The organism is Brevibacterium sp. AGC70 (genome assembly GCF_057334195.1).
This window is the reverse complement of the sequence record NZ_JBHFIH010000014.1, coordinates 131,287-158,259: the sequence shown is the minus strand read 5'-3', so window position 1 is coordinate 158,259 and position 26,973 is coordinate 131,287. Positions and strand designations below refer to the sequence as shown.

The following is a 26,973-nucleotide window of genomic DNA, read 5'->3' as shown; positions in this document are numbered from 1 at the left end:
TCACGATAGAAAGCGAGCGAGAAACATGGCGAAAACAGCATTCCAGGGCACACCGGTTAAGACTGTAGGCGAGCTCCCGGAGAAGGGCACACAGGCACCGGCATTCAGCCTCGTGGGCAACGACCTCGGCGAATTCAACTCTGCCGACACTACGGGCAAGCGCGTTGTACTCAACATCTTCCCGAGCGTGGATACCGGTGTCTGTGCGGCCTCGGTGCGCAAGTTCAACGAACTCGCCGCGAGCCTGGAGAACACCACAGTGCTGTGTGTGTCCAATGACCTGCCCTTCGCACAGGCGCGCTTCTGCGGCAGCGAAGGCATTGAGAACGTCGTCGCCGCATCAGGATTCCGCAGCGCCTTCGGCAAGGAATTCGGCGTGACCATGGTCGACGGCCCCCTGGCCGGACTGTTGGCCCGCTCAGTCGTCGTCCTCGACGAAAAGGGAACCGTCATCCATAAGCAGCTGGTCGACGAGATCGGCACAGAACCGGATTACGACTCGGCGGTCGCCGCACTCAGCGCCTGAACGTGTCGGATCCGGTCACCGGTTCGGTGTGCCGGGTGCTACATGTCGAATACCTGCACGGGCAGCGCGTATTTCACGCCTGCCCGTGTTCCGGCTTCCGAGGTGATTTCGGGGATCATGTCTGAGGGCATTGGATGGTCGGGCAAGGCCTCGAGATAGACGGCATGAGCCTCCAAAGAGCGTACGGCCCGGTCGACGTGTTCCTCGTCGAGGACCACAGCATGGGTGGGATCAGCCCCGTTGACCAACAGCTTGTCGGCCTTCCACACTTCGAGTCCATCATCCTTGAGGTCGGTGAAGACCCACGGATTGTCGGCATCACGGATGGCATCGATCGTGGCGATGCCGGCCGCCCGATGGTCGACATGGTTCAGGCCCCACGGCATCTTGAGTTCCCAGTTGGTCACCATCACGGCATCAGGTTTGAATTGGCGGATCTTCTTCGCGATCGCATGCCGGAGCTCGATGCTGGGCTCGAGAAGACCGTCTGGGAAGTCGAGGATCTCAAGATCCACCACTCCGACGATCGTGCACGCCTGTCGCTGCTCACCTTCTCGTAGGGTAATAACCTTCTCAGGGGACATTTCACGGATTCCGGCTTCACCGCGAGTCAGAAGCAGATAGGACACGGACTTTCCCTGGTCGGTCCACTTGGCCACAGCCGCGGAGGCACCATATTCCATGTCATCGGGGTGGGCAACTATGCACAGGAGGCGATTGACATCATCGTCATCGAAGATCGGAAGCTCGGTCATAGTCCAAGGCTAAGCCCCGCGCGACACTTGTGCCAGAGCAGCCGGGGGTTGCGATGGGTACGATATGAGTGGCGCTGTCGAAACAGCGACGCTCCACCATTCGAAAGCGGGCCCATGTATCGGAGTCTCCTCCTGGCAAGTGTGATGGTGCTGGGCCTGGCCCTCTCCGGGTGCTCAGCCCTTCGTGTGAGTACCGACGAGGGTGATTCGCGACCGGTCAGCGTCGGCATCGACGATGGATCCGAAGAAGAGACGCCCCCGGAATCCGCTAGCCCTGCAATTCCTGCGGGAATGGATCAGGTGACGGTCGATTTGGGGCCCGAATGCCCGGTCAAGGTGCAGATGGCCATGGACAGCGAATGGAACGGCGACCTTGCCTACGACAGTTATCAGCTCTACAGCCGCGACAACGGCGCCATCATCACCGTCAACTGCTATGAAGCCGACGACGAAACGGCACAGAGCATCATCGATACAGCACAGGAACAGACCTTCGGGGAATCGCGATCAAGCATTATGGAAGAGAACTCCGGGACTGTGGCCGGTGGCGCGTACTGGACCGTCCACGGGCTGCTCGCCCGCCAGGAGATCCGGGCCATCGACGAAACCGAGTCCGTGCTCTATGGAGCCATTGCCGGGATCTCGGACAACGGTCGACTGTACAAGGTCACCGTCGAGATGGTCACGGTGTCAAGTGACCAAGCCACCGCCGCGCTCTTCGCGCAGATGTTGCCGACCGTCAGCTTCGCCGATCAGGTCCTGGAATCGCCAGCACTCTCATAAGAACGTGTGCGCAGTGCTCCTTGGCGGCGTTTGAGCAGCTCTCTGGCCGCGATCCGTCCCGCACGGGTGGCACCGACCGTTGAACTGGCCGAGCCGTATCCGACGAGGAAGATTCGTCGGTCGTTCTTGACCGAGACTTCGGTTTCCATGGAGATTCCTCCATCTGGTGTGCGCAGGCGCAGCGGCGCCAAATGGTTGAGAGCGGCCCGAAACCCGGTGTTCCAGAAGATGACATCGATCTCTTCGGCACGTTCATGTTCGAAGGGCTGCCATGACTCAGGCATCGCCAAGTGATCGCTTGCAGAAGGCCCGAGGCCTTCCGAGGTCGTTTGTACCTCGGTTGCTCGCCCGGGGAAGTGGACACCGTGAGGCAGGACCGCATCAAACATTCCGCGTGAGACGAGGACCCCAGATTCGACGCCGTATTGGAAATCCTTTCGTATCGGCAGGCCCGTGGTGCGCACGACACTGGCCGGGGCTAAACCGGCCAAGGTCCGGGAGCGCACGGCACGTTCGACTTCGAGGCCCCAGTTGCCGTCGAACTCGCGTGAGGTGAAGTTCGGAGGCCGACGCGTGGCCCACAGCGTATCGGTGACTTTCGCGAGTTCGAGCAGGAACTGTGTTGCCGAGATGCCACCGCCGACGACCAAAGTCCTCAAGCCCCGGAAGTCTTCGACGTCGCGGAAGTTTGCGGTGTGAAGTTGGCGACCTTCGAACTCGGCGATGCCGGGGACGAACGGAACATAGGGATGCGTCCACGTGCCGGTCGCATTGATCAGATACCGGCTCGTGAGATGAACACGTTCACCGTCGATCTTCGAGGTGATCTCCAGAGGCCCGGAACCGGGGGTGGGTGACTTCACGGTGACCACTTCAGCGGGTCGGACGACGCAGAGTTCAAGCTCGCGTTCGAAACGCGAGTAATAGTCGGAGACCACCGCCGAGGCGGGTATTGAGGGATCCGGTGTGCCCAGTGGGAACCCCGGGAGGTCCGCCACATGGTTCGTCGCCCCCAGTGTCAGGGAATCCCACCGTTCACGCCACGCGCCGCCAGGGCCGGCTCCGGCGTCGAGGACGATGAAGTCCTTGCCGGGCACCAGTCCGTCGCGCCAGAGATAGTGGGCAGCCGAAAGGCCAGCCTGACCTGCGCCGATGATGACGATCGGCCAATGGGAGTCGACCAGCAACTCCGAAATACGGCACACCATGTGGCCATTGTTTCAGGTTCCTGCCGTTCTTGCCTTCGGGCCAGTGCCGCGGATGATGATTCCGAGTCGTAAAGGATTCGATGCCACTGTGAGCGGAGGGTCAATTGCAGTCAGGTCCCCGCGGGTTCATGTAGCAGTCCTCATCAACGAGGTAGCGGTGGAAGCGATAGACATCAATGGAGATGTCGTTGCTTGCCACGTGTGCGAAACCGTCGATGGGCAGCCATGGGCCACCGTCGACAGAGAATTCGCCACTGAACGTCGCGGTCATGCCGACAGTCTTCGTTCCGGTCTTCTGATAGTCGTGACCAATCTGGGGCTCGTCGCCGGGCCGTGGCTTCGACCCTGTCTTCGATGTGGTGCCACCGGTGTCATCGCCGAAGTCCCAGTAGTACTTTTCAGGGGTGACCTTCACCGTGACTGCGTACGTCAGCAGGGTCATGTCGATGTAGCTGGTATCGGCATCCGTCCAGAAGGCAGCTGGCTTGCCGATGACGGCCCAATCCTTGGGCCAGGCATGAATCGTCGGGGCCGGAATGTCGAAGGTCTGGAATTGAGACTCAGGAATACGGGTCGGTGGCTCGGGCCTCACAGGAGCACCGCCTCCACCGCCACCGGGGCCAGGGCCGGGACCTGGAAGATTCGCACAAATATGACCGACTTCCTCGAGGACGCAGTCGGGCAGCCCGCTGCCTCCGCCACCGGAGCCGCTGTCCCCACCACCGGAACCATTGCCGCCGCCAGCGCCCCCGCTGTCGCTTCCTCCGCCGCTACCTGCGCCATCGGATCCGTCCCCACCTCCGGGGCCTGGGGCGGGGCCGGGTGGCGGAGGTGGGCCTGGTGGTTTTACGACATCACACTTACTGGTGTCACCAATACTGCACCCTGGCCCAGCCAGTGCCGGAGTAGAAAAGTGCAGAAGAACCACTACTGAGGCGAGACAAGCGATAGCGGTCTTGAGCCAAATCAGCTTTAGCACTTGCGCTCCCATAGCGATTGCTTGTCAACCGTCCAGGTGCCGTTATCGAATAAGATTGTGTGCTCCATCGTCACAAAACCGTCAGGATTACTGGTTGCTTTCGCTCCCGCCTGGGTTAACGACCATTGACTAGTATCTACGCAGAAATGAACAATTACGTTTGGTGAGGATCGGTCTTCCGGGGAGCCAGATACTTCGAATATCTCGACTGAAGTCGGATTGATTTTGCCGTCAAATTCTGTCTGTCGGGCCTTTATGGATTCGGCCTCGTTGATGATCGAGTCAAGTGCTTGACCACTTGAATACTTAGGGAAGTCCTTCACTTTTTCGTAGTCCCCTGAGTAGGCTCCATTAATTGAGGCTAGAAACCCTTCGAACGCAATCAACGCCCCTTCAACGGCTTCCGTTTCTTCGGGGCTCAAATCGAGTTCGGTCTCATAGGCGGGGATTGTCGGCTGCGGATCAGTTGCAGGGGTTGCCGCGGAAGAATCCTTGGCGGGCAGTGTCGATGTCGGTGCGGCGACAGGGGAATGGTCTTCGCACCCTGAGAGCACGAGGGGCAGGGCAAGTGCCGCTGCCAACGTCAGTGCTGTCGTCGTTCGATAGCGGATACGTCCGCCAGGTCCAGTCTTCATTCCACGCCTCTGTGGTCGAGAACTCCGGCGCAGATATACGAATCTCGCCTGGAATCTCTACATTATGCGAGAACTGCGACTTTGAGAACAGGCGAAGTTGAATCTGTGGATAACTTGCCCGTGAGTGAGTGGACCTACTTCTTCGCTGCTTTCGCAGCGGCCTTCTGCTGCTTTTTGAAGGCGCGGACTTCCAGCAAGGTGTCCTCATTGACCACATCGGCGATTGAACGACGGCTGTCTTCATCACCGTAGTCACCAGCTGCCTCACGCCATCCGTCGGCGTTGAATTCGAACTGCTTGCCGAGGAGCGCCAGGAAGATCTTCGCTTTCTGATCGCCGAAGCCAGGCAGCTTCTTCAATCGTTTGAGAACCTCTGGACCAGTCGGGTCTCCGGACGTCCAGATGGCTGAAGTGTCGCCGTCGTATCCGTCGACGATCTCCGCTGCGAGCTTCTGCACCCTTGTCGCCATTGACTTCGGGAAACGATGCACCGCAGGTTTGATCGAGAACTTCTCCAGGAACTCATCCGGGTTCATCTCAGCAATCTCGACCACATCGAGCTTGCCCAGACGCTCAGCAAGCTTCGCAGGTCCAGCGAACGCCACTTCCATCGGCACCTGCTGATCCAACAGCATTCCCATCAGCAGGGCGAATGGGTCATCGGCAAGTAGGGCATCGGCCTCGGAGTTGCCGGAGAGGAAAACTGAACTCATGCGTCCATAGTGGCATGTAACCAGCCCGCAAGCACCTCAGAGATACCATCGAGTCATGATCTGCCCTTGTTCTGGAATGCCGCCCGGCGCCGACTACGACGATTGCTGCCGTCCCGTCTTGGACGGACAGGCATGGCCAACGACTGCTGAGGCGCTCATGCGCTCCCGCTACACCGCATTCGCCCGCGAAAACGAGGACCACCTGTTCCGCACCTGGCATGCCAAGACCAGGCCGGCCGACATCGGTCTCGACACCGACACCACCTGGCTGGGTCTGGAGATTCTAGGCACGACAGGTGGATCGGAAGCCGACGAAACGGGAACGGTGCACTTTCGTGCCACCTGCAGGGACCACCTCGGCGAACACACACTTGAGGAGAACTCCTCATTCGTTCGCAGGGCCGGTCGCTGGGTCTACCTCGACGCCATCGACTGATCGGCATCACTGACGAACTGTGTCTATACTGTTGGCAGCGGCGCATCCATCGCCCAACCTCGGTCGTGATCCCAGCTCACTGACCATTCGGTGAAGGGGAGAGAATCCTCGGACGAACCTGTCACGGTGATCTCTTGACCAGGTTTCGTGCTGGGGGAGACTTGGTTGTTGAGGATCAGGCGCCATGACCAAGCACAAAGACTTCAAACATCTCGTTCGCCAGCGCATGAGTTCAACTGAACTTCACCTCCGCCCGCGCTGCAGTGCTACAAGGCCGAGTTCACGAGCATCAGAGCCACAACGCATCACCGCCGATGGATCCCAAAGCAGATGCCTTCAGGGCCAAAACGTTGAGAACGTTCATGAGCGATGGCCGTCTTGTGTCCATCCCTTCGAAGCGTAGGGCCCTAGTCGTCATCCTGTTGGAGATCCTCAGAGTATTCGAAACCGACCGGATCTACCGCGAGAAGGACGTCAACACGATCCTCGAAGCCTTCCACCCGGATTTCGCACGACTGCGTCGGGAACTCATCGATTACAGATACCTGAACCGCGATGCGCACACCGGTCAGTACTGGGTGAACAATCCGTTGCCTGAGCGCAGTGGACACCTCGGCCAGGAAACGGCGGCCTTCGAGACGTTTCTGCGCTGAGTCGGCGACCACGTATCCTTGAAGCTCGGGTAAACAACGGGCATTCACTAGGAGTCTTCATGGGCCAGGCATACCACGCCGATTCGACCGATCTCAACGACAAAGAGATCCTGACATGGGACACATTCGGTACGTCGGCCAGGGAGATGGCGCAGACCATCGCCGACTCCGAATACGACCCTGAGATCGTCATCGCAATCGCCCGTGGCGGCCTGCTGCCGGCTGGTGCACTGGCCTACGCACTCGGCCTCAAGCTCTCTGACGCCATCAACGTCGAGTTCTACACCGACGTCCATGAGACTCTGCCCGATCCGATTCTCCTGGCGCCGATGCTCGACATCGAGGCCATCAAAGGAAAGAAGCTGCTCGTCGTCGACGACGTCGCAGACTCAGGGCGCACCCTCGCCCTGGTCCTCGAACTGCTGAAGAAGCACGGCGCCGAAGCCCAGTCCGCAGTGATCTACGCAAAGTCAGCATCCATCATCGACCCGGACTTCGTCTGGAAGCGCACGGATCAGTGGATCGTCTTCCCCTGGTCGGCCGAGCCCCCGGTCGTCGCCTCCAAGTAAGCTGCCGGCCATGATGGATGCCTGGCGGGACGTCGAGGCCCCGTGCGGTCGGGTCCGAGCCTACGTCGACGGCAACGTGATCCGCGCTCGGGGCATCCGCTATGCCCGCGCGCTGCGTTTCGCCCGTCCCGTCGATGAGCCGCCTGCAGACGTCGTCGATGGCAGAGAGCCCGGTCCCGGAAGTCCGCAGTACCGACGCGACCCGAACGCGGGAATGACCTTCGACCAGCTTGGCGGCCTGCCCACCAGTGAAGACTGTCTGCGGGTGAGCGTGACAACTCCCGTGGACGCAGGCGAAGACCACTCGACGCTGCCTGTGCTCGTGTGGATCCACGGCGGTGCCTATGTCGCTGGCGCCGGGGATGCGGAGATCTACGATCCGCATACCCTCGTCGAGGAACAGAACATCATTGTCGTCTCGGTCACCTACCGCCTCGGCGTCCTGGGGTTCTTGGGAACGGGCAAACCTGAGCATTCCAATCTCGGCCTCCTCGACCAGATCTCGGCTCTGCGCTGGGTCCAGCGCAACATCGCGGCATTCGGGGGAGACCCGCACAATGTCACGATCGCGGGGCAGAGCGCCGGTGCTGACGCATGCGCGCACCTGATGATCGCCGAGGGAGCTGATGACCTCTTCCACCGAGTGATCCTGGCCTCGGCGCCGCTGGGACTCGCCGGTGGCACCGAACCGATGAACTGGGCCATGGCGAAGGTCGCTGAGAAGATCGACCCCGACGCCAGTGTCGACGACATCCTCGCCGCACAAGACGAAGTGCACAGGGCGGCATTGGTCGGTGGACTGCACGCCGGCATGTGCTTCGGCGTCCATTACGGCGACCACCCGCTGCCGGCGAAAGCCGACGCCGACGCAGCATGGGCTGAGGCCGCACGCAAATACGACGTGCTCATGACCCGCACCGAACGCGAGATCGCCTTCTTCGCCGGTTTCGTACCGGCTTTCCGTCGGCTCCACAATCGGCACCTGACCTCACCGATGCTCGAATCGCTGATCTCAGGCATCACCTCGGCGGTCTACACTCGTGCAGCCAAAGAATTCTACGATCGACACCGCATGGCGGGCGGCCAAGGCACACGCCTCCTCATCGTCTCTCGCGGTGATGGCAGCTTCTTCGACGCAGCACACTCCGGTGACCTCCCACTGCTGTTCCCCGGCGACGTCTGGCATGACAGTTTCCTCGACTACGGAGTATCGGCACAGATCGCCGGTCCGGAACTGCGCAGAATCTGGGGACGGTTCACGGCCTCCGGCGCACTGCCGCGGGTGCCTGTGCCCGGACTCATCGACATCCTCGGCTGATCCAGCGACGCGGAAGCTCAAGGTTGCGTCAGTGCCGTGGACTATCGTGGGCACATGGACTCACAGCAGGTCTCAGCCGCCCGTCTGATCTCCCAGGGACTCATCGGTTCTGCGCAATCGGGAACCGTCACAGCGCTCTCGGCTGTCCGACATCTCGGGTGTGTCCAGGCTCAGGCGCTGGGTGGTGCCTTGGTATCGGTCGCTCTTCGCACAGGGTCCTCGGTCGCTGCCGTTCGCGAGGCGATGGATTCTGGGGACATCATCCGGACGTGGACGCAGCGAGGCACGATCCACCTGACTGCGGCTGAGGACCTTGGCTGGATCCTCGGGCTGACCGGACAACGAACCTTGAAAGCTGTGGCGAAGCGGCGTGAGGTCTTCGGCATCGACGATGCCATGGTCGACGACGCCGCACAGCTGGCCGAAGAAGCGATCCGTGCCCACGGACCCCTCACCCGCCAGGAACTGCTCGACGCCTTCGAACCCCTGCAGGCGGGCGAGGAATACGGGCACGAACGCTACCTCATCACCACCCTGGCATTGCGCAACATCATCGCCCAGGGGCCGATGGTCGACGGCAGAGACGATATGAGATACGTCCTCACCGCGGACTGGATCCCGAACCCCGTGGAACTCGATGCAGAGGCCGCTCTCCACGAATGGATGCGACGTTACGTCCTCAGCCACGGGCCCGTGACGATCGACGACGCCGCACGGTGGACGGGACTGCCCAAGACACCGGTGCGCACAGCCATCGCCGCAGCCGTCTCCGACGGAGAGATCGTCGAAATCAGCATCGACGGCCGTGAGCACTACCAAGCACCCGAGCTCGAAGACCGCCTGCAAGAGAGCCAGTCACAGGCGAACGAACTGCTGCTGCTTCCGGGATTCGATGAGATCATCCTCGGGTACAAGGACCGCAGCGCCACCTTGGATCCGACACACGAGAAGCTGGTCGTCCCCGGCAGCAACGGCATGTTCAAGAACACCCTCATCGAAGGCACCAAGGCACGGGCAACATGGAAGCGCTCACCGCGCAAGACCGGACCACGCCTGATCATCGAACCCTTCGACAACAATGCTGTCGACCATGACCGCGCCGAGGCTGTCGCCGCCTCTCACCCCGCCTTCGCTTGAGGCTGCGATGAAGGTCGGAATCCTCGCGAACCCGAAGCACGCACGGACCATGCGCGCCTATGCCCGACTCGTCGAGATCCTCAACCGGGACCGGATCACGTATCGCAGCGCAACAACGACACAGCACTGGCCAGGGACCGAGCAGACCTCGCGACTGCTTGACTGGGGTGCAGAGCTCATCGTTGTCCTTGGAGGCGATGGAACGCTGCGCGTCTGCGCTCCGGTGCTAGCGGCAGCGCAGGTGCCTGTGCTCATCATTCCGACCGGAACTGCGAATGTCCTGGCCCGGCACCTTGGAATCCGCTCGACTGCGTCTGCGCTGGGATTGGCCGAAGCGCATCTGGGATCTCAGCCGGTGCTGAGCTGCGATGTCCCCGTGAACGAAGCAGACTGCTTCACCGCGACTGGTCCACGCCGTGAGCACTTCGTGTCATTGGCAGGAGTCGGGGGAGATGCGAGAGCAATATCCGGGCGCACACAATTGCCGGCAGCGTTGAGACTGGGAATCCTCGGCTATGCCTACGGCGCCAGCCAGGCTCTCTTCGCGCCACTGCTCAAGGCCCGACTCGACGACCCACACGTGGCCAGCCCACAGTTCGACGGCACGACCGGCACTGAAGTGTGGTCGGTGATGGCATCGAAGACCGCACGACCTGCCGGACCTATTCCGGTGTTCGCCCACGCCGAGGTCGGTGCAGGAGAGTTCGAATTCCTCGCTGTGGAGCTGAGAACGACACAAGCTGGTGGCCGCCTCTGCGAATGGGCACAGATCGGCTGGGACTGTGCGAACCGACGTCCAACAGCTCACTCCTCGATGCACTACTGGCGAGGAACCGAACTCAGCATCAGCGTTGAGGCTCCCGCGCCGGTCCAGCTCGACGGTGACCTCATCGGTGACTGCCGCCGGCTGGACCTGCGGGCCGGAACGACCGCGCTGACGGTCTTAACGCCGAACTAGCGCAGAAGCAGCGCCGGATTGGCGCAGAAGTAGCGCTGGACTAATGGTGAATCAACGCCGACGACGGGAGGTGCCGAAGATTCCGCGTGTGATCTCCCGGACCGCAGTGCGAGTGAACTGCTTGAACGCCGAGGACTGCACGACCTTGGAGAACATGCTGTCGTCCTCCTTCTGCTTCGCCCCCGTAGACGACCGCGAGCCTGATCCCGACCGGGAGTCCTGTGCCGAGTCCTCCGGGAACGCAATTTTGTCCTTGGCTGCCTGCTCCTCGTCGTGGGCCTCGGAACCTGCTTCCAGGCGTTTCGTGAGGATCTCTCGAGCAGACTCGTTGTCGATGGCAGTGCCGTATTTCTCCTGCTGCGGAGATGCCGCAACGGCGGCCTTGATGTCGTCCTCGGACATCGGTCCCATCTGCGATTCGGGCGCACGCATCCTCGTCGGAGCCACGGGCGTGGGAGCCCCCTCTGGGTCCATCACCGTCACGATCGCCTCGCCGATACCCAGCGAAGTGAGCAGTTCCTCGAGATCGTAGTCGGACTTCGGGAACGTCTGCACTGTCGACTTCAGCGCTTTGGCATCGTTGGGAGTATGCGCGCGCAGCTGATGCTGAATGCGCGAACCCAGCTGGGCCAGCACATCATCGGGCACGTCCTTCGGAGTCTGTGTGACGAAGAAGACGCCGACGCCCTTCGAACGGATGAGACGCACGGTCTGCGTCACCGACTGCAGAAACGCCTTCGAAGCATCGGCGAAGAGCAGGTGCGCCTCGTCGAAGAAGAACACAAGTGAGGGCTTGTCGGCATCGCCGACCTCCGGCAGATCCTGGAACAGGTCGGCCAACAGCCACATCAGGAACGTGGAGAAGAGCGCAGGGGACTGATTGAGCTTCTGGAGCTCGAGCACAGAGACGATTCCGGCCCCGTTGTCGTCAAGGCGCAGCAGATCGGCGGTGTCGAATTCCGGTTCGCCGAAGAACACATCGCCGCCCTGCGCAGAGAGCTCGGAGATCTTTCGCAGGATGACACCCACGGTGGCCTTCGAGGCTCCACCGATGTCTTCCAAGTCGGCCTTGCCCTCATCGGAGGTGAGGAAGTTCAGCACCGCGCGCAGGTCGGAGAGATCGAGGAGCGCGAGGCCGGCAGTGTCGGCATAGTGGAAGACCAGTGAGAGCACCGATTCCTGGGTGTCATTGAGCTCGAGGACCTTGGAGAGCAGGATCGGTCCGAACGAGGTGACGGTGGCCCGCAGCGGGGTTCCCAGTCCCGAATCTCCCAAAGTGTAGAACTCGGTGGGGTTGGCCGATGACTTCCACTCCTGACCCGAAGCCTCGAGTCGTGTGCTCAGCTTGTCAGACGCCTTGCCCGCCGCGCCGATTCCCGACAGGTCGCCCTTGATGTCGGACGCGAAGACGGGAACACCAGCGCGAGAGAGTTGCTCGGCCAGGACCTGGAGGGTCACTGTCTTGCCGGTGCCGGTGGCGCCAGCAACAAGTCCGTGCCGGTTGAGCATCGACAGAGGGATCGAGATGGGCGTGTCCTTGTCGGGTACGTCCTCGTTCAGCGCCACCCCCAAATGCAAGGTCTGCGCATCGAAGGTGTATCCGGACTTGAGTTTCTGCAGCGTCTCATTCGTCATGGTTCAATCTTTACACGGTCGCGCCGAGGCTGTGCAGGAATTCTTCGTGGATCCTCATATCCGACCCGAGCTCCGGATGGAAACTGCCGCCCCAAATATTGCCCTGCCGCACCAACACGGGTACTGCGGCGTATTCGCTGAGCACCTCAACACCGGTACCCAGATCCAGAATCTGCGGGGCCCGGATGAATGTTGCGTCGAATGCGCCGTCGAGGCCGGTGACCTGTACTGGTGCACAGAAAGATTCCCGCTGCCTGCCGTAGGCGTTGCGGGCCACGGTCACATCAAGTCCGCCGAGGCGGTCGAAACCGTCCAACGAAGCATCCGTGAGTCGATCCGCAAGAAGAATGAGCCCGGCGCACGTGCCGAAGACCGGCAGTCCAGCGCTGATCTTCTCCCCGAGTACGGGGAAGAGCTCAGTCGTGGCGGCGATGCGAACCATGGCCGATGACTCACCGCCGGGCAGGATGATGGAATCGATGTTCTCGAGGTGCTCCGGCCTGGTGACCTTGCGGGTGGCGACCCCCAGGGAGTCGAGGACAGCGAGGTGTTCTCGGAAGGCTCCCTGGAGGCTGAGGACGCCGACTCTCACCAGCCGCGCTCCGCCAGACGGTGGGGTGCTGGAACGTCTGCGACATTGATGCCGACCATCGCATCGCCGAGCCCACGTGAGGCCTTGGCCACGGCGATCGGATCGTCGAAGTGGGTGGTCGCCTCGACGATGGCTTTGGCACGGGCCTCGGGGTTGCCGGACTTGAAGATGCCGGATCCGACGAAGACGCCGTCGGCGCCCAGCTGCATCATCATCGCAGCGTCCGCCGGAGTGGCGATGCCGCCGGCGACGAAGGTCACGACGGGCAATCGGCCCAGGCCGGCGACCTGCTTGATCAGGTGGTACGGGGCCGCGTGCTCCTTGGCCGCGACATAGAGCTCGTCCTCGCTCTTGGCACCCAGGGCTCTGATTTCGGAGTTGATGGTCCGCAGGTGGCGCATCGCCTCGGAGACGTCACCGGTGCCTGCCTCACCCTTGGAACGGATCATCGACGCGCCCTCTGTGATGCGCCGCAGAGCCTCGCCGAGGTTGGTCGCACCACAGACGAAGGGAACCTTGAACACGGACTTGTCGATGTGATTGACGAAGTCTGCGGGGGACAGGACCTCGGATTCGTCGATATAGTCCACACCGAGAGTCTCGAGGATCTGCGCCTCCACGAAATGCCCGATACGGGCCTTGGCCATGACCGGGATCGACACGGCAGCGGTGATTCCGTCGATGAGGTCGGGGTCGCTCATCCGGGCCACTCCGCCCTGAGCGCGGATGTCGGCGGGCACACGTTCGAGTGCCATGACCGCCGAGGCTCCGGCCGCCTCCGCGATGCGGGCCTGCTCTTCGTTGACGACGTCCATGATGACGCCGCCCTTGAGCATCTGGGCCAGGCCGGTGTTGAGCAGGGTCTGTGTCTGTGTCATTGTCGTGCCTTCAGTTTGTGGTGCGCCCGATGGAATGGGCGAGCTGGTCGGTGAGAACGGCCGTTCACCACAACACTAGATCTTGAAGTGGCTCACCAGGAGTGCCAGAAAACATGAAACGTTTTAGGCCAGTATGATCGATACATGCCTCCAGCTCAGCCGACGCACACCGATGCTGCCCAATCAGACATAGCTCTGCCCCGGGCCGACGGGATCGCACTGCCCATCGACATCGACCGGAATTTGCCGACGCCGCTGCCCGATCAGCTGGTGGCGGAGATCAGGCGGCTCATCGCCGCCGGAGCGGTTCGCCCCGGAGAGCCGGTGCCTGCCAGCAGGCGCCTGGCCGCCCACCTCGACGTCTCGCGTGGGACGGTCGAAACCGCGTATGCCCAACTCGTCGTCGAAGGGTTTCTCACCACGGCTGAACGCTCATCCACACGGGTGAACCCGGAGCTGCCGAACACCGCACGCACACGCAATCCGCGCATGCGCCAACCGCAGGTTCCACGACGCAGACTGCGCAGCTTCGTCGACCTGCGTCCCGGCTTCGGCGGAGACAACCCGCTGCAGGAACCCGCGTTTCGCAGAGCCTGGCGTGATTCGCTCGACATCGATCCTGGTCCGATCGATCCGTTGGGACAGCCGCAGACCAGATGGGCGATCGCCGACCACCTGCGCCTGACGCGGGGGATGAGCGTCGACCCCGATGACATCATCCTCACCAGCGGATCCCGTGATGGGCTCCGCCTGCTCCTCACGACGGGAGTCGAGGGTGCGATCGGCGTCGAGAACCCCGGATTTCCGGGACTGCGTCAAGCCATGTCGGATCGTGATCTCAAGCCGATCGACACCACGCGTCTGCCCGCTGTCTCCGCTGACCACCTCGGCGCGGTCGTCGTGACTCCCAACCACCAGTTCCCGCATGGGACCACCATGCCCATCGACCGGCGGGTCAGACTCCTGGAATGGGCACAGGCGACCGGCGTCATCGTCATCGAAGACGACTACGACAGCGAAGCCCGCTACGCCCGGACAGTGGTGCCCACCCTCTACGATCTCGCGGTGTCCACCGATGCCCCGGCACAGGTGGTCCACATCGGCACGTTCTCAACGTTGCTGACCTCTGCCGTGTCCACCGGGTACATCATCGCCCACGGGGAGCTCGGCCGCCGATTGAGCGGCATGCGCACCGCTTTGGGCCCGGCGTTCTCACCGGTCATGCAGACAGCGATCGCATCCTATCTGAGCTCGGGAGGGCTGCGTCGCAGAATCTCGCGTGGCCGGCGCAGGCTCAGAGCCGCCGAGGCGGTCCTTGCTCAGGTCGGTGCGATTCCCGGTCTCGTCCACGACGGTCGAACCCTCGTCATCGAGACACGAGAGGCCACCGCAGCACAGCTGCGCACCGACCTGGCAGAGCGAGGGATCCTTGTGGCCTCGCTGGCGGCCGGATGGAGTGCGGACAGCGACGTCAGACACGGTATCGTCATCGCCCACTCGAACGTCGAAGCCGCCGTGCTGCATCAGGCGTTGGAGACGGTGCAGGAGCGGTTGAGTAGGATCGGGGAATGATGAAATTCGGGTTCGTCGCCGATGGCGTCTTCAAACTGCTCGTCGCGGTCGCACTCTGCGCGTTTCTTCCCGCGGTCGAGGCATTCCTGCTTGCGCCCAGGTGGCTGGCGATCACGGCGATCGTCCTGCTCTTCCTCAGCGCCGCCACGGAGATCTCCTACGGCGCCCGCAAGAGTGAGAAGAGCTATGTGAAGTACCTGGCGATATTCGATTCGCTCTGGGTGGTCTCGACGATCATCGCCGTGATCCTCGCCCTCGCCGGAAGCTCGGCGGCAGGCTTCGTCTGGCTCGGCTACATGGCACTCGGCTCGTTGGCCATTGCAGTCGTGTTCACCACCGGGGCCAATGGCCCCGATTTCGCCGAGGACGAAGCTTCCGGCGGGGCCACAACACGCAGCGACTGACCGAGACCGTCTTGGACTGAGGACCCGAGTGACCGAGAGCGACCGTCAGCGGTTGAACGCGATGGCGGCGTGGTAGCCCGCTGGCAGTCCTGACTCCAGGTCGAAGATCTCGACGTCGGGGTGCGGAGAGCTGGGTGACGCGGCTGCGCCGATGTAGTCCATCGCAGGGTCACGTGCCAGGCCAGTGCTCAGAGCCTTGAGGAAGGCTTCCTTCCGGGCCCACACGCGCACGAAATCTGTTGCCAGATCGGAAGCTGCGACCTGCTCGAGTTCGGCTTGCTCCTTCGGGTGAAGCAACGCCATCGCCTCGGCGGCAACCGCATGCTCGGGTACAGCTTCGAGGTCAACACCGATGGGATCGTCGGCCACGGCGACGAGAACCAAACGCCTGGCTCGAGTCACGGAGAATTCGCACTCCTCTACTCGCGGTTTGCCGGCCGAATCGAGGCGAATCTCGATGTCTGCAGGGTCGCGGTCCAGGTGTGCGCCGAGGACGTGACGGAGGATGACTCGACCCGCAGCCCACGTAGCCGCGGCATCGGGTTCGAATTCCGTCGCATAGTTCATCTCCTGCTTCGTCAGCGAAGAGAGATCGATGCGGGCCCATTCGGCTTCGGCGTCAGTGTCGGCGAGGACGATGGTCGAATCGAGTTGGGTGGGCAGGAGTGTGAAACCAGGGTGGGACTCCATGTATCAGCTGCCCAGAGCCTTCGAGATCTTCCTCAGCTTGCGGTTGAGCACGAAGATGCGCACGGATCCGATGATGCCGGCGATGAAGATTCCGCCGATCGCGGCGAAGAGCATGGCAACGCCGAGGGGCAGCTGGAACTGCCAGCCGAAGTACTGGAACTCGGCGGGGACGTTGTTCTGCAGGATGAAGATGAGCAGGAGCACGACGATGACGGCGCCGAGGATGAGGGATGCCCACATTCCCGCCGACATGCCGGAGCCGCCCTTGAGCCGTGCCAGTTCGGCATCCTTGCCTGCAGGAGTCGGTTCCTGGCGCTGTGTCGGTTCGGTCTGCTGCTCGGATTCGATGCGCTGCGTCGGATCAACCTGCTGAGTCGGTGCGACCTCGCGGGTGCTGCCGGTCGCCGGGTCCTCGTCGCCGAGCACGGACTGCGTCTCGGCCAGCAGCTCGTCGGGCGTCTGTGATTCGCCACGTGGGTCTTGAGTACTCATGCGCCCATCATAGTCGCTGATGGGCGCATGAGTGAGGTGTTGCGGTGTCTGAACTGAAGAAGTCAGATCAGACCTTCGCACTCAGGGTGGAGATGATCTCATTGAGCGTAGCCGAAGGCCGCATGACCGAGTCGAGCTTGGTCTCCTCCGGGTAGTAGTAGCCACCCAGGTCGGCAGGGCTTCCCTGGATTTCGAGAAGTTCGGCCGAGATCTTATCGGCGTTGGACTCGAGAGCTTCGGCAACAGGCTTGATGGCCTCGGCCAGCGGCTCGTCCGTGGTCTGCTGGGCCAGGTTCTGCGCCCAGTAGAGGGTGAGGTAGAAGTGGCTGCCGCGGTTGTCGATCTCGCCGACCTTGCGTGAAGGCGACTTGTTCTCTTCGAGGAACTTGCCGGTTGCAGCATCGAGCGTGTCGGCGAGAACTCCGGCACGGGCGTTTCCGTGGACGTTGAACTCGTGGCGGAAGGATTCGGCCAAGGCGAGGAACTCACCGAGGGAATCCCAGCGGAGGTGGTTCTCCTCGACCAGCTGCTGGACGTGCTTCGGGGCCGAACCGCCGGCTCCCGTCTCGAACAGGCCGCCACCGGCGATGAGCGGAACCACGGAGAGCATCTTCGCCGAGGTGCCCAGTTCCAGGATCGGGAACAGGTCGGTGTTGTAGTCACGCAGGACATTGCCGGTCACCGAGATGGTGTCCTTGCCCTGACGAATGCGATCAATCGAGAACTGAGTCGCCTCGACCGGGTTCATGATGCGGATGTCGAGGCCCTCGGTGTCGTGGTCGCCGAGGTACGCCTCGACCTTGGCCCGCAGGTTGCGGTCGTGGGCGCGAGTCTCGTCGAGCCAGAACACGGCTGGAGTCTCGGAGAGGCGGGCACGGGTCACGGCAAGCTTGACCCAGTCACGGACCGGGATGTCCTTGGTCTGGCAGGCACGCCAGATGTCACCGGCGGCGACATCATGGGACAGGATGACCTCACCGACGGAGTTGACGACCTCGACAACGCCGTCCTGGGCGATTTCGAAGGTCTTGTCGTGGCTGCCGTATTCTTCGGCCTTCTGGGCCATGAGTCCGACGTTGGGAACGGTGCCCATCGTGGTCGGATCGAAGGCACCGTTGGTACGGCAGTCCTCGATCACGGTCTGGTAGACACCGGCGTAGGAGGAATCGGGGATGACGGCCAGGGCATCCTGGGTCGCGTCGTCCTTATTCCACATCTTGCCGCCGACGCGGATCATCGCAGGCATCGAGGCATCGACGATGACGTCGGAGGGCACGTGCAGATTGGTGATTCCCTTATCGGAATTCACCATCGCCAGGGAGGGGCCTTCGGCGATGCCCTTATCGATACCGGCCTTGACGCCTTCGGCTACATCGGCTGGGAGCGCGTCGAGCCCGCCGAGGATGGCGGCCAGTCCGTTGTCAGAGGTCAGACCCGCCTCGGCGAGGGCAGCACCGTATTCGGCGTAGACCTCGGGGAAGAACGCCTCGATGACGTGACCGAAGAGGATCGGGTCGGAGACCTTCATCATCGTGGCCTTGAGGTGGACGGAGAACAGGATGCCCTCGTCCTTGGCCCGTGCGATCTGGGCCTTGAGGAACTTGTGGAGCTCAGCCACATCCATCTTGGTGGCGTCGATGACCTCGTCGGCGAGGACTGGCAGCGATTCCTTGAGTACGACGGTCTCGCCCGAGGCAGGACGCAGACGAATCTGGAGGGTGTCATCGGCCGGAATGACAACGGACTTCTCATTGTCACGGAAGTCACCGGCGGCCATCGTGGCGACATTGGTCTTCGAGTCAGAAGACCAGTCACCCATCGAATGAGGGTGGGCCTTCGCGAAGTTCTTCACTGCCTGTGGGGCGCGACGATCGGAGTTGCCCTCACGCAGGACAGGGTTGACTGCTGAGCCCTTGACCTTGTCATAGCGAGCCTTGGCATCGTGCTCATCATCGGTCGACGGCTCGTCCGGGTAGTCGGGCAGTTCGTAGCCCTGGGACTGGAGCTCGGCGATGGTGGCCTTGAGCTGGGGGACGGAAGCCGAGATGTTGGGCAGCTTGATGATGTTGGCTTCCGGCTTCTTGGCCAGATCGCCCAGCTCTGCCAGGGAATCAGCGACCTGCTGGTCTGCAGGGAGGCGATCGGTGAACTGTGCCAGTACACGCGCAGCCAGGGAGATGTCTCGGGTCTCGACCTCGACGCCCGCAGAGGTGGCGAAGGCTTCGATGATCGGCTTGAGCGAGTACGTCGCCAGAAGTGGCGCTTCATCGGTGCGCGTATAAATGATTTTGGCCATGGTGATGGACTACTCCACATCGTCTTGGGGTTTGACCACCCCATCCTACCGTTGCCCCGGTTGTGCTCAGCTTCCCGGTAGGGTTCTGTTTCGTCACACACAACAGGACGATGATGACGAACAACTGAGAAATCATCACGAACGACTCAGAGAGGACGACGGTGGCCAAGCTCTACTTCCGTTACGGGGCGATGAATTCCGGAAAATCGACCGCCCTGCTGCAGGCCGCCTTCAACTACGAGGAACGCGGCCAGCGAGTTCTGCTGGCCAAACCCCACATCGATACGAAGGGTGCCGGCGAGATCGTCTCCCGCCTCGGTGTCACCAGAGAAGTCGACTTCCTCATCCCCGCAGGCTCCGACGTTGAGACCATCTACCGTGAGCACGCTGACTACGTCGATCATGATGCTCTGCTCGAATCCATCGACACGCCTAAGGCCCGCGTGGCCTGCCTGCTCATCGACGAAGCTCAGTTCCTCGAACCGCTCCAGGTCGATTCGCTCATGCGCATCACCACCAACGCCTCGGTGCCGGTGATGTGCTACGGAATCAGAACCGATTTCCGTACTAAGGCTTTTCCCGGTTCTGCCCGACTGCTTGAGATTGCTCACACTTTGGAAGAACTCAAGACAATCTGCCGCTGCGGACGCAAGGCGATGTTCAACGGACGGCTCGTCGACGGCCGATTCATCTTCGACGGTGACCAGGTGGCCATCGACGGCAACGCGGTGACCTATGAATCACTGTGCCCACGCTGTTATCTCCAGTACTCGGGCGGTAGGCTGAGTGCGGTGGTCTCCTGACCTTCCAACAGCACTCCTGACCTCGAATATCTCATCTGATCTCGAACCTTGCTAGGAGCACTCTTGCGCATTGCAGTCCACCCCCTCAATGACAATCCGGGTTCACCGGCCATCGTCTTCGGAAACGCCCTCGGCACCAGGGTCTCCCTCTGGGCCGCAGTCGCGGCCAGATTCGCCGATGACTATCAGATCTACCTCAGCGATCTTCCCGGTCACACACTTCCTCGAACCGATGACGGGGCGGACTTCACGGTCTCCGATCTCGCAGCAGGCCTCGTCACCAGCCTGGCCGAACTGGGTGTGGAGAAGTTCACCTACTGCGGTGTCTCGATCTCGGGCGGCATTGGACTGATGCTGGCACTCGAACACTCTGACTCGCTGACTGGTCTTGTGGCTTGTGCGACGGCGACGAAGTTCGGCACCGACGAATCCTGGGCCGAACGAATCAAGGACGTCACCGAGGACGGCACCCGCGGCCAGCTCGACGACACCGCCGACCGGTGGTTCGCCGCCGGTTTCCTCACCGAGGACATCGCATCGGGACCGGCCATCCTCACGGACCTGGCAATGATCGATGATGCCGCCTATATCGCCTGTGCACGGGCTCTGACTCAATACGACGTGACCGGTCGGCTTGAGGCTGTCACCACGCCGACCCTGTTCATCGCCGGATCACAGGATCCGGGCTGCACCCCCGAGGCCATGACCGAGCTGTCGGCACAGGTGGCCGACTCAGCCATGGTTGTCATCCCCGATGCGGCTCATCTGCCGATGGCCGAGCATCCCGACATCGTCTTCGACCACATCGAGGCGTTCTTGAGTAGGGTGTAGATGTAGTCCACAGCATCCGACCTTGCTCAATGAGGAGCGCAGATGACTCAGGAACAGTACTCACGAACCGACAACTCCGCCGAGTTCAATGAACTCTCACCGGGTGAGAGGGCCCCAGGGTTCTCCAAGCAGGTGGTGCGCATACGCTGGACCGGTTTCCTGCTCGGGCTCATCCTCTCGACCCTCGTCTATGCGATCATGCCCGACGGGGTCGAGCACGGCGCGAAGCTGACAGCTGCTGTCGCCGTGTTGATGGCTGTGTGGTGGATGACCGAGGCACTGCCGATCGCGGCTACCTCTCTGCTGCCGCTCGTGGCCTTTCCAGTCTTCGGCACCGAGGTCGAGATGGACACCGTCGGTGCGTCCTACGGCAACCCGATCATCTTCCTGTTCCTCGGTGGATTCCTCATCGCCCTGGCCATGCAACGATGGAACCTGCACCGACGAATCGCCCTCATCACGCTGTCCGTCATGGGCAACAAGCCGGGACCGATGATCGCAGGCTTCATGGTCGCCACCGGTTTCGTGTCCATGTGGGTATCGAACACTGCGACGGCGGTGATGATGCTGCCCATCGGAATCTCTGTTCTGATGATCGTGAGCAAGGTCATCGGAGGAGCCGTCACCGATGCTTCGGGCACTGACTCCGCGGACTCAGACGAGGGTCAGGACGACACCGGGCTCGACGCCGTGGTGAAGTCCAACTTCGGCACCGCACTCATGCTGGGCATCGCCTATTCGGCCTCAATCGGGTCCCTTGGCACCATTATCGGCACACCGCCGAACCTCTTCCTCGTCGGCTACCTCAAGGACAACCACGACATCTCCATCGGCTTCGGCCAATGGATGCTCGTCGGGGTCCCTCTGGCGGTCGTGATGATGGTCATCGCCTGGTTCCTTCTGGTCAAAGTGCTGTTCAAGCCTGAGATCGATGAGATCCCCGGCGGCCGGGAGCTCATCCGTGAGGAATTGCGGAAGCTCGGTCCGATGTCGACCGGGGAGAAGCTGGTGCTGGGCATGTTCGTCCTCGCCGCGGTCAGCTGGATCTCCCTGCCGTTGATCTTCGATGAGCCACCGATCAGCGATGAGGGCATCGCGATGGTCATCGGTCTCCTCCTCTTCCTCATTCCCGGCGGAGCCAATCGCGGTGTCCGCCTCCTCGACTGGGACACTGCCGAGAAGCTGCCCTGGGGTGTGCTCCTCCTCTTCGGCGGTGGTTTGGCTCTGTCCGCGCAGTTCTCCTCCTCGGGACTGACCGAGTGGATCGGCAAGTCCACGAGCGGATTGGGAGTCCTGCCGACAGTCTTCGTCGTCGCGATCTTCGCCTTGATCATCCTGTTCCTCACGGAGCTGACCTCGAACACCGCGACCGCGGCCACCTTCGTTCCCGTCGTCGGCGGGGTGGCGCTGGGACTTGACCTCGATCCGTTGCTGCTGACAATTCCGGTGGCGCTGGCTGCGACCTGTGCGTTCATGCTTCCGGTCGCGACGCCGCCGAACGCCGTCGCCTACGGTTCGGGATACCTGACGGTGGCGCAGATGGTCAAGGGCGGCGTCCTGCTCAACGTCATCGGAATCGTCCTCATCACGGTCACGGTGTATGTCTTGGCCGTACCAGTATTCAACATCGTGCTCTGAACGACGAGAGAAATTGGCAGACTGGTGGAATGACTCAACTCTTCTCACCCATGACAATGCGCGGAACTGAGATCGCCAACCGCATCTGGCTCGCCCCGATGTGCCAGTATTCCTGCGAGTCCGAAGACGGGATGCCCAACACCTGGCATCTCGTTCACCTGGGCGCCCGTGCCCAGGGTGGGTTCGGACTCATCCTCACCGAGGCTTCCGCTGTCCTTCCCGAAGGACGAATCTCACCTCAAGATGCCGGCATCTGGAATGACGATCAGGCAGAGGCGTGGTCCTCGATCACTGACTTCGTCCATTCACAGGGCAGTCGCATCGGTGTGCAGCTGGCACACGCGGGCCGCAAGGCCAGCACCTACCGTCCCTTCGAGGGCAATCCTCGGGGCAGTGTCCCCGAGGCCGACGGCGGTTGGCCCACCCTCGGTGCCAGCGCCATCGCCTATCCCGGATACGAAGCGCCGCAGGAGATGACGAAAGACGACATCGCCGAGGTGGTCGATGCCTTCGCCGCGGCCGCTGTCCGAGCCATCGATGCCGGGTTCGACCTCGTCGAACTCCACGCCGCCCACGGCTACCTTCTCCATTCGTACTTGTCCCCGCTGTCGAATGAACGCACGGATGAGTACGGCGGCGACCTTACTGGACGTTCGCGAATGCTGACCGAGACCTACCAGACAGTACGCGCAGCAGTGGGCGAGGAGGTGCCGGTATTCGTCCGTCTCTCTGCCAGCGAGTGGCGTGAAGGCGGCTTTGACATCGCCGAGGCCGTCGTGGTCTCCCGTGACCTCAAGGAACGCGGCGTCGACCTCATCGATGTCTCCTCCGGAGGCAACTTCCCCGTCAAGGTTCCAGTCGGCCCCGGCTACCAGGTGCCGCTGTCGGCAGCGATCCGGGCAGAAGGCGTGAACACAGGAAGCGTCGGCCTCATCACCGACCCGGAGCAGGCGGAGACGATTCTGGCCTCGGAACAGGCCGACGCGATCTTCCTGGCACGGGCGGCACTGCGCGAACCGGCGTGGCCGCAGAGAGCAGCCCACGATCTCGGAGTCGAACCGGGACCGTATCCACCGCAGTACACAAGAGGAGCATGGTGAACCGACAATGACGAACACTATCGAAACCGAACACGTCGTCATCCGCAGCATCGCAGTGTCCGAGATGGCGAACAACGTCTACATGATCACGGCCAAGGAATCAGGATCACAGGTCCTCATCGACGCAGCCGACGATGCTGAGGCGATCAAGGATCTCATCGCCTCGGGAGCCGAGGACACCTCGGCGGCCCCTGAGCTGCACGCGATCATCACCACACACCAGCATTGGGATCACATTCGGGCACTGCCGGCCACCTCGGCGGCATTCCCCGACGCGATGACGATCGCAGGCAGCGACGATGCGGAGGCGATCACAGCAGCTGAGGGCGTGGAGATCACGCGAGCGGTCGACCACCTCGACGTCGGAGACTTCGGCGGTTTCGTCCTGCAGGCGATCGTCCTCCGCGGTCACACGCCGGGGTCGATCGCCCTGCTGCTGCGCGACGGGGGAGAGACCATCCTGTTCTCAGGCGATTCGCTGTTCCCCGGTGGACCCGGAAAGACCTGGAGCACAGAGGACTTTGCCTCCCTGATGGACGATCTGGAAGAACGAGTCTTCGACCAACTGCCCGATGAGACGAAGGTGCTGCCCGGGCATGGTGATTCCACGACGCTAGGCGAGGAACGCCCGAAGCTGAGCGAATGGCGCGAACGCGGCTGGTGATCAGCTGGGCAGGGCGGCGAAGCCGATGCCTGCCCAGATGATGGCAGTCACAAGTGCGGCGATGATACCGACATTCCACGAAGTTGTGATGGTGCGTTCGCCGCGAGGGTTCGCCAGCTCCTCGTCGCTGAGGCCGGAGTAGCGGTCGAGCACGGTATCGACAGCGGGATTCGGATTGTCCATCAGCCTGCGGATGCCGTGTTCGTCCTTCTCCATCTTCTTACCCCTGCCGGCCAACGGCCACGACGAGTAGACCTTCTCATGGGTGCGCACCCCGAGTCCGAAGTGGATGTCGAACCCGTCGACGAGGTTCCAGGGGATGTGCGCGGACTGCATAGGGTTGATCAGTGCGATCTCCTTGCGCCTGAGCTCGACGCGAGGGAACCGATAGAGGGCGTAGACGACGGTGATGATGGCGACCGGAATACCTGCCACCGCAAGCCCTCGTGTTGTGAAGTCTCCGACAATGATCGAGCCCAGGCCGATCACGCAGAGCCCCGCGATGACGACGAAGAGCACTGTGGAGCTCGTCGTTCGCACGATCGTCGGCTGATTGTTCCCTGCATTGCGATCCATCTCACTGTTCACCACCTGAACATCCTATCCACTGAGACTGCAGGTTGTGTGCATGTTTCCTTGATCTCGAAAGGGTAACGATTGTGAAATATGCTCAGCATGTGGACTCCGTCACAGTGCCGCGTGAATTAACTTTGAGGCATTCCATGTGAAAAACATGAACGCGGTCACACTCCCGACCAGGGAGTGATCGAGCGCAACACGCCCCGGATTGCGGGCGTGGCTACACGGGCGAAACAGCCTCATGACAACAAGGAGAGAACGTGAAAAAGCGCTTCCTCGCGGCCGGAGCCTCAGTTGCCGCAGCAGCAATGGTGCTCACTGCGTGCACACCCCCCGGCGGCGGAGACGATGAGAAGTCGTCAGAGAAATCAAGCATCAACATCGGATGGAACGAATCCTTCCGGTCGATGAACACATTGACGGCCAACGGCAATGCCGTCTCGAACGCCATTCTCACCTACATGATGAATGACAACTTCAAGCACTATGACGACAAGCTTGAGCTCCAGGATGGTTCTCTCGGCAGTGTCGAACAGGTCTCCGAAGATCCTTTGAAGGTCAAATACACCTTCAATGATGACGCCAAATGGTCCGATGGCACCCCGGTGGACGCGGCCGACTTGGCTCTGACCTGGGCCGGGCAGTCCGCGAACTTCAACACCGTCGAACAGAACAACGCTGACGACGGGTCGGTCAAGGAGAATGACGCGAAGACGGTCTACTTTGATGCGGCAACCGCAGGGTCTGCCCTGATCAAAGACTTCCCCGAAGTTTCCGACGATGGCAAGGAAGTCACCTTCAGCTACTCCAAGCCGTTCGCCGACTGGGAAACCGAGCTCGGAACGGGTGCTGACGGCGTAGGTGTTCCTGCCCACATTGTGGCTAAGAAGGCTCTCGGAATTGACGATCCGGCTGAAGGCAAGCAGGCGATCCTCGATGCGCTCAAGGACAAGGACACCGAGAAGCTGTCCAAGATCTCGAACACCTGGAACACGGGCTTCGACTTCACATCGATGCCCAAGGACGAGGATCTCCTCGTCCATACCGGCCCGTACAAGATGACCGACTTCAAGGAGGGGCAGTACGTCACTCTTGAACTCGATGACCAGTATTCCGGCCCCGTCAAGCCGAAGGTCGACACCGTGACGGTTCGCTACAACGGAGACCCGATGGCTATGATCCAGGCGATCGAAAACGGCGAAGTCGATATGACCCAGCCGCAGGCCACAGCCGACGTTCTCTCCGCTGCTGAAGACCTTGACGGTGTCACAGTCGACGCGGCCGACGGTGCAACCTACGAGCACGTGGACTTCACCTTTGACAACAAGGGTCCATTCGACCCCGAGGCCAACGGGGGCGACGAGGAGAAGGCGAAGAAGGTTCGCCAGGCGTTCCTCAAAACCGTTCCCCGCGAGGACATCGTCGAGAAGATCATCAAGCCGCTCAATGAGGAAGCCGTCACCCGTGACTCATACTCACAGGTTCCCGGCTCGCCGATGTACGACGCGGTCACCAAGGAGAACGGTGTTGCCGACGCCACCGATGTCGACGTTGAAGCTGCGAAGAAGCTCCTCAAGGAAGCCGGTGCCGATGCGCCCAAGGTGCGCATCATGTACGACAACACGAACTCGCGTCGTCAGCAGGAGTTCCAGCTCATCAAGGAATCGGCGGAGAAAGCCGGTTTCAAGATTGAGGACGTCGGAGACGTCAACTGGGGCACTCGCCTCGGCGATGGCACCTATGATGTTTCGCTGTTCGGCTGGCAGTCTGAGGGCACAGGCGTGACTGAGAACGATGCGAACTTCCGCACCGGTGCTCAGAACAACTACGGCGGCTACTCGAGCAAGAAGACGGACAAGATCCTCGATAAGCTGCTCGTATCCAAGGAAGACGAGCAGGAGAAGTTGCTCACTGATCTGGAGAGCCAGTTGAGCGAAGATGCCTTCGGCGCACCGATCTTCCAGTTCCCTGAGCTGACGATCTACCGTGACAAGGTTAAGAATGTCTCGTCGACATCTGTGTCGCCGACCATGTTCTGGAACTACTGGGAGTGGGAGACCAACTGATCCGCGACTGACGCGATCGGTTCTCCTTCACCCCCAGCTGCTGTGGGGATCACTCTGTGATCC

Annotated in this window: 29 protein-coding genes; 17 read left to right on the top strand and 12 right to left on the bottom strand. The window is 61.7% G+C overall.

All coding sequences use genetic code 11. The annotated features are described in order from the left end of the window. Positions 1-25 precede the first annotated feature (25 nt). On the top strand, positions 26-526 hold the full coding sequence (gene tpx / locus ACE03M_RS10865; RefSeq protein WP_143921345.1) for a thiol peroxidase: 501 nt from the start codon (positions 26-28) through the stop codon (positions 524-526). A gap of 38 nt (positions 527-564) precedes the next feature. Here the strand turns inward: tpx and ACE03M_RS10860 are convergent, their stop codons facing one another. Next, entirely contained in the window at positions 565-1,281 is a 717-nt protein-coding gene (locus ACE03M_RS10860) for a PIG-L deacetylase family protein (protein ID WP_143921346.1), read from the bottom strand. Between the two features lie 186 nt (positions 1,282-1,467). Between ACE03M_RS10860 and ACE03M_RS10855 the strand changes: the two genes are divergently transcribed. Continuing rightward, positions 1,468-2,064, top strand: coding sequence for a hypothetical protein (locus tag ACE03M_RS10855; RefSeq protein WP_485933953.1), 597 nt, complete (start codon positions 1,468-1,470; stop codon positions 2,062-2,064). Here ACE03M_RS10855 and ACE03M_RS10850 read toward each other — a convergent pair. Together ACE03M_RS10850 and ACE03M_RS10845 are read right to left on the bottom strand one after the other, a co-directional pair. Further along, positions 2,034-3,272 (bottom strand): NAD(P)-binding domain-containing protein, encoded by a 1,239-nt coding sequence (locus ACE03M_RS10850; protein WP_485933952.1) that lies wholly within the window; start codon positions 3,270-3,272, stop codon positions 2,034-2,036. The two genes, ACE03M_RS10855 and ACE03M_RS10850, sit on opposite strands and share 31 nt — an antisense overlap. Positions 3,273-3,372: 100 nt before the next feature. Further along, positions 3,373-3,864 (bottom strand): hypothetical protein, encoded by a 492-nt coding sequence (locus ACE03M_RS10845; protein WP_485933951.1) that lies wholly within the window; start codon positions 3,862-3,864, stop codon positions 3,373-3,375. Between the two features lie 60 nt (positions 3,865-3,924). Between ACE03M_RS10845 and ACE03M_RS10840 the strand changes: the two genes are divergently transcribed. Continuing rightward, positions 3,925-4,206 carry a hypothetical protein gene (locus ACE03M_RS10840; protein ID WP_485933950.1) on the top strand — a complete coding sequence of 94 codons (282 nt, stop codon included), beginning with the start codon at positions 3,925-3,927 and terminating at the stop codon, positions 4,204-4,206. Positions 4,207-4,244: 38 nt separating this feature from the next. Here the strand turns inward: ACE03M_RS10840 and ACE03M_RS10835 are convergent, their stop codons facing one another. Further along, positions 4,245-4,886, bottom strand: coding sequence for a hypothetical protein (locus ACE03M_RS10835; RefSeq protein ID WP_485933949.1), 642 nt, complete (start codon positions 4,884-4,886; stop codon positions 4,245-4,247). Between the two features lie 134 nt (positions 4,887-5,020). Then, positions 5,021-5,599, bottom strand: a complete 579-nt coding sequence (locus tag ACE03M_RS10830; protein WP_143921349.1) for an HhH-GPD-type base excision DNA repair protein — start codon at positions 5,597-5,599, stop codon at positions 5,021-5,023. A 118-nt stretch (positions 5,600-5,717) separates the two neighbouring features. Here ACE03M_RS10830 and ACE03M_RS10825 point away from each other — a divergent pair, with 118 nt between their 5' ends. From ACE03M_RS10825 to ACE03M_RS10800, 6 genes are all read left to right on the top strand, one after another. After that, the gene (locus tag ACE03M_RS10825; protein ID WP_485933948.1) at positions 5,718-6,035 is read left to right on the top strand and encodes a YchJ family protein; all 318 of its coding nucleotides are present in this window, start codon (positions 5,718-5,720) and stop codon (positions 6,033-6,035) included. 362 nt (positions 6,036-6,397) lie between these two features. Beyond that, a complete protein-coding gene (locus ACE03M_RS10820) occupies positions 6,398-6,688 on the top strand; it encodes a DUF2087 domain-containing protein (RefSeq protein ID WP_485933947.1) in 291 nt (96 codons plus the stop codon). 59 nt (positions 6,689-6,747) lie between these two features. Next, on the top strand, positions 6,748-7,257 hold the full coding sequence (locus ACE03M_RS10815) for a phosphoribosyltransferase (RefSeq protein WP_485933946.1): 510 nt from the start codon (positions 6,748-6,750) through the stop codon (positions 7,255-7,257). A gap of 10 nt (positions 7,258-7,267) precedes the next feature. Then, positions 7,268-8,575, top strand: coding sequence for a carboxylesterase family protein (locus tag ACE03M_RS10810; RefSeq protein WP_485933945.1), 1,308 nt, complete (start codon positions 7,268-7,270; stop codon positions 8,573-8,575). Between the two features lie 54 nt (positions 8,576-8,629). Beyond that, positions 8,630-9,712 carry a winged helix DNA-binding domain-containing protein gene (locus tag ACE03M_RS10805; RefSeq protein ID WP_485933944.1) on the top strand — a complete coding sequence of 361 codons (1,083 nt, stop codon included), beginning with the start codon at positions 8,630-8,632 and terminating at the stop codon, positions 9,710-9,712. Then, a complete protein-coding gene (locus ACE03M_RS10800) occupies positions 9,666-10,670 on the top strand; it encodes a diacylglycerol/lipid kinase family protein (RefSeq protein ID WP_485933943.1) in 1,005 nt (334 codons plus the stop codon). The genes ACE03M_RS10805 and ACE03M_RS10800 overlap by 47 nt, the downstream gene beginning before the upstream one ends. A 51-nt stretch (positions 10,671-10,721) precedes the next feature. Here the strand turns inward: ACE03M_RS10800 and ACE03M_RS10795 are convergent, their stop codons facing one another. The 3 genes from ACE03M_RS10795 to pdxS are packed head-to-tail and all read right to left on the bottom strand — an operon-like array spanning position 10,722 to position 13,775. Further along, positions 10,722-12,305: a helicase HerA-like domain-containing protein gene (locus ACE03M_RS10795; protein WP_485933942.1), complete on the bottom strand. Its 1,584-nt coding sequence runs from the start codon at positions 12,303-12,305 to the stop codon at positions 10,722-10,724. 10 nt (positions 12,306-12,315) lie between these two features. Continuing rightward, entirely contained in the window at positions 12,316-12,897 is a 582-nt protein-coding gene (gene pdxT, locus ACE03M_RS10790) for a pyridoxal 5'-phosphate synthase glutaminase subunit PdxT (RefSeq protein ID WP_485933941.1), read from the bottom strand. Continuing rightward, positions 12,894-13,775, bottom strand: coding sequence for a pyridoxal 5'-phosphate synthase lyase subunit PdxS (gene pdxS / locus ACE03M_RS10785; RefSeq protein WP_101620309.1), 882 nt, complete (start codon positions 13,773-13,775; stop codon positions 12,894-12,896). Before pdxS ends, pdxT begins: the two co-directional genes overlap by 4 nt. 144 nt (positions 13,776-13,919) lie before the next feature. On the opposite strand from pdxS, the gene pdxR reads away from it, so the two are divergent. Together pdxR and ACE03M_RS10775 are read left to right on the top strand one after the other, a co-directional pair. Next, positions 13,920-15,347 carry a MocR-like pyridoxine biosynthesis transcription factor PdxR gene (pdxR, locus tag ACE03M_RS10780; RefSeq protein WP_485933940.1) on the top strand — a complete coding sequence of 476 codons (1,428 nt, stop codon included), beginning with the start codon at positions 13,920-13,922 and terminating at the stop codon, positions 15,345-15,347. Continuing rightward, a complete protein-coding gene (locus tag ACE03M_RS10775; RefSeq protein ID WP_485933939.1) occupies positions 15,344-15,751 on the top strand; it encodes a hypothetical protein in 408 nt (135 codons plus the stop codon). The genes pdxR and ACE03M_RS10775 overlap by 4 nt, the downstream gene beginning before the upstream one ends. A 45-nt stretch (positions 15,752-15,796) precedes the next feature. Here ACE03M_RS10775 and ACE03M_RS10770 read toward each other — a convergent pair whose 3' ends face one another. From ACE03M_RS10770 to ACE03M_RS10760, 3 genes are all read right to left on the bottom strand, one after another. Beyond that, a complete protein-coding gene (locus ACE03M_RS10770) occupies positions 15,797-16,441 on the bottom strand; it encodes a 4'-phosphopantetheinyl transferase family protein (protein WP_485933938.1) in 645 nt (214 codons plus the stop codon). 3 nt (positions 16,442-16,444) lie between these two features. Beyond that, complete coding sequence (locus ACE03M_RS10765; protein WP_485933937.1) at positions 16,445-16,933, bottom strand: LapA family protein; 489 nt, start codon at positions 16,931-16,933, stop codon at positions 16,445-16,447. A 67-nt stretch (positions 16,934-17,000) separates the two neighbouring features. After that, entirely contained in the window at positions 17,001-19,229 is a 2,229-nt protein-coding gene (locus ACE03M_RS10760) for an NADP-dependent isocitrate dehydrogenase (protein ID WP_485933936.1), read from the bottom strand. Between the two features lie 161 nt (positions 19,230-19,390). On the opposite strand from ACE03M_RS10760, the gene ACE03M_RS10755 reads away from it, so the two are divergent. From ACE03M_RS10755 to ACE03M_RS10735, 5 genes are all read left to right on the top strand, one after another. Further along, a complete protein-coding gene (locus ACE03M_RS10755) occupies positions 19,391-20,032 on the top strand; it encodes a thymidine kinase (RefSeq protein ID WP_143921362.1) in 642 nt (213 codons plus the stop codon). A gap of 63 nt (positions 20,033-20,095) precedes the next feature. Continuing rightward, the gene (locus ACE03M_RS10750) at positions 20,096-20,863 is read left to right on the top strand and encodes an alpha/beta fold hydrolase (protein ID WP_485933935.1); all 768 of its coding nucleotides are present in this window, start codon (positions 20,096-20,098) and stop codon (positions 20,861-20,863) included. Positions 20,864-20,905: 42 nt separating this feature from the next. Next, positions 20,906-22,501: an SLC13 family permease gene (locus ACE03M_RS10745; protein WP_143921364.1), complete on the top strand. Its 1,596-nt coding sequence runs from the start codon at positions 20,906-20,908 to the stop codon at positions 22,499-22,501. 29 nt (positions 22,502-22,530) lie between these two features. After that, the gene (locus ACE03M_RS10740) at positions 22,531-23,601 is read left to right on the top strand and encodes an NADH:flavin oxidoreductase/NADH oxidase (protein ID WP_485933934.1); all 1,071 of its coding nucleotides are present in this window, start codon (positions 22,531-22,533) and stop codon (positions 23,599-23,601) included. Positions 23,602-23,608: 7 nt separating this feature from the next. After that, positions 23,609-24,265 (top strand): MBL fold metallo-hydrolase, encoded by a 657-nt coding sequence (locus tag ACE03M_RS10735; RefSeq protein ID WP_143921366.1) that lies wholly within the window; start codon positions 23,609-23,611, stop codon positions 24,263-24,265. Here the strand turns inward: ACE03M_RS10735 and ACE03M_RS10730 are convergent, their stop codons facing one another. Continuing rightward, a complete protein-coding gene (locus tag ACE03M_RS10730) occupies positions 24,266-24,856 on the bottom strand; it encodes a hypothetical protein (protein WP_485933933.1) in 591 nt (196 codons plus the stop codon). A 248-nt stretch (positions 24,857-25,104) separates the two neighbouring features. Between ACE03M_RS10730 and ACE03M_RS10725 the strand changes: the two genes are divergently transcribed. Further along, positions 25,105-26,910 (top strand): ABC transporter family substrate-binding protein, encoded by a 1,806-nt coding sequence (locus ACE03M_RS10725; RefSeq protein WP_485933932.1) that lies wholly within the window; start codon positions 25,105-25,107, stop codon positions 26,908-26,910. Positions 26,911-26,973 lie beyond the last annotated feature (63 nt).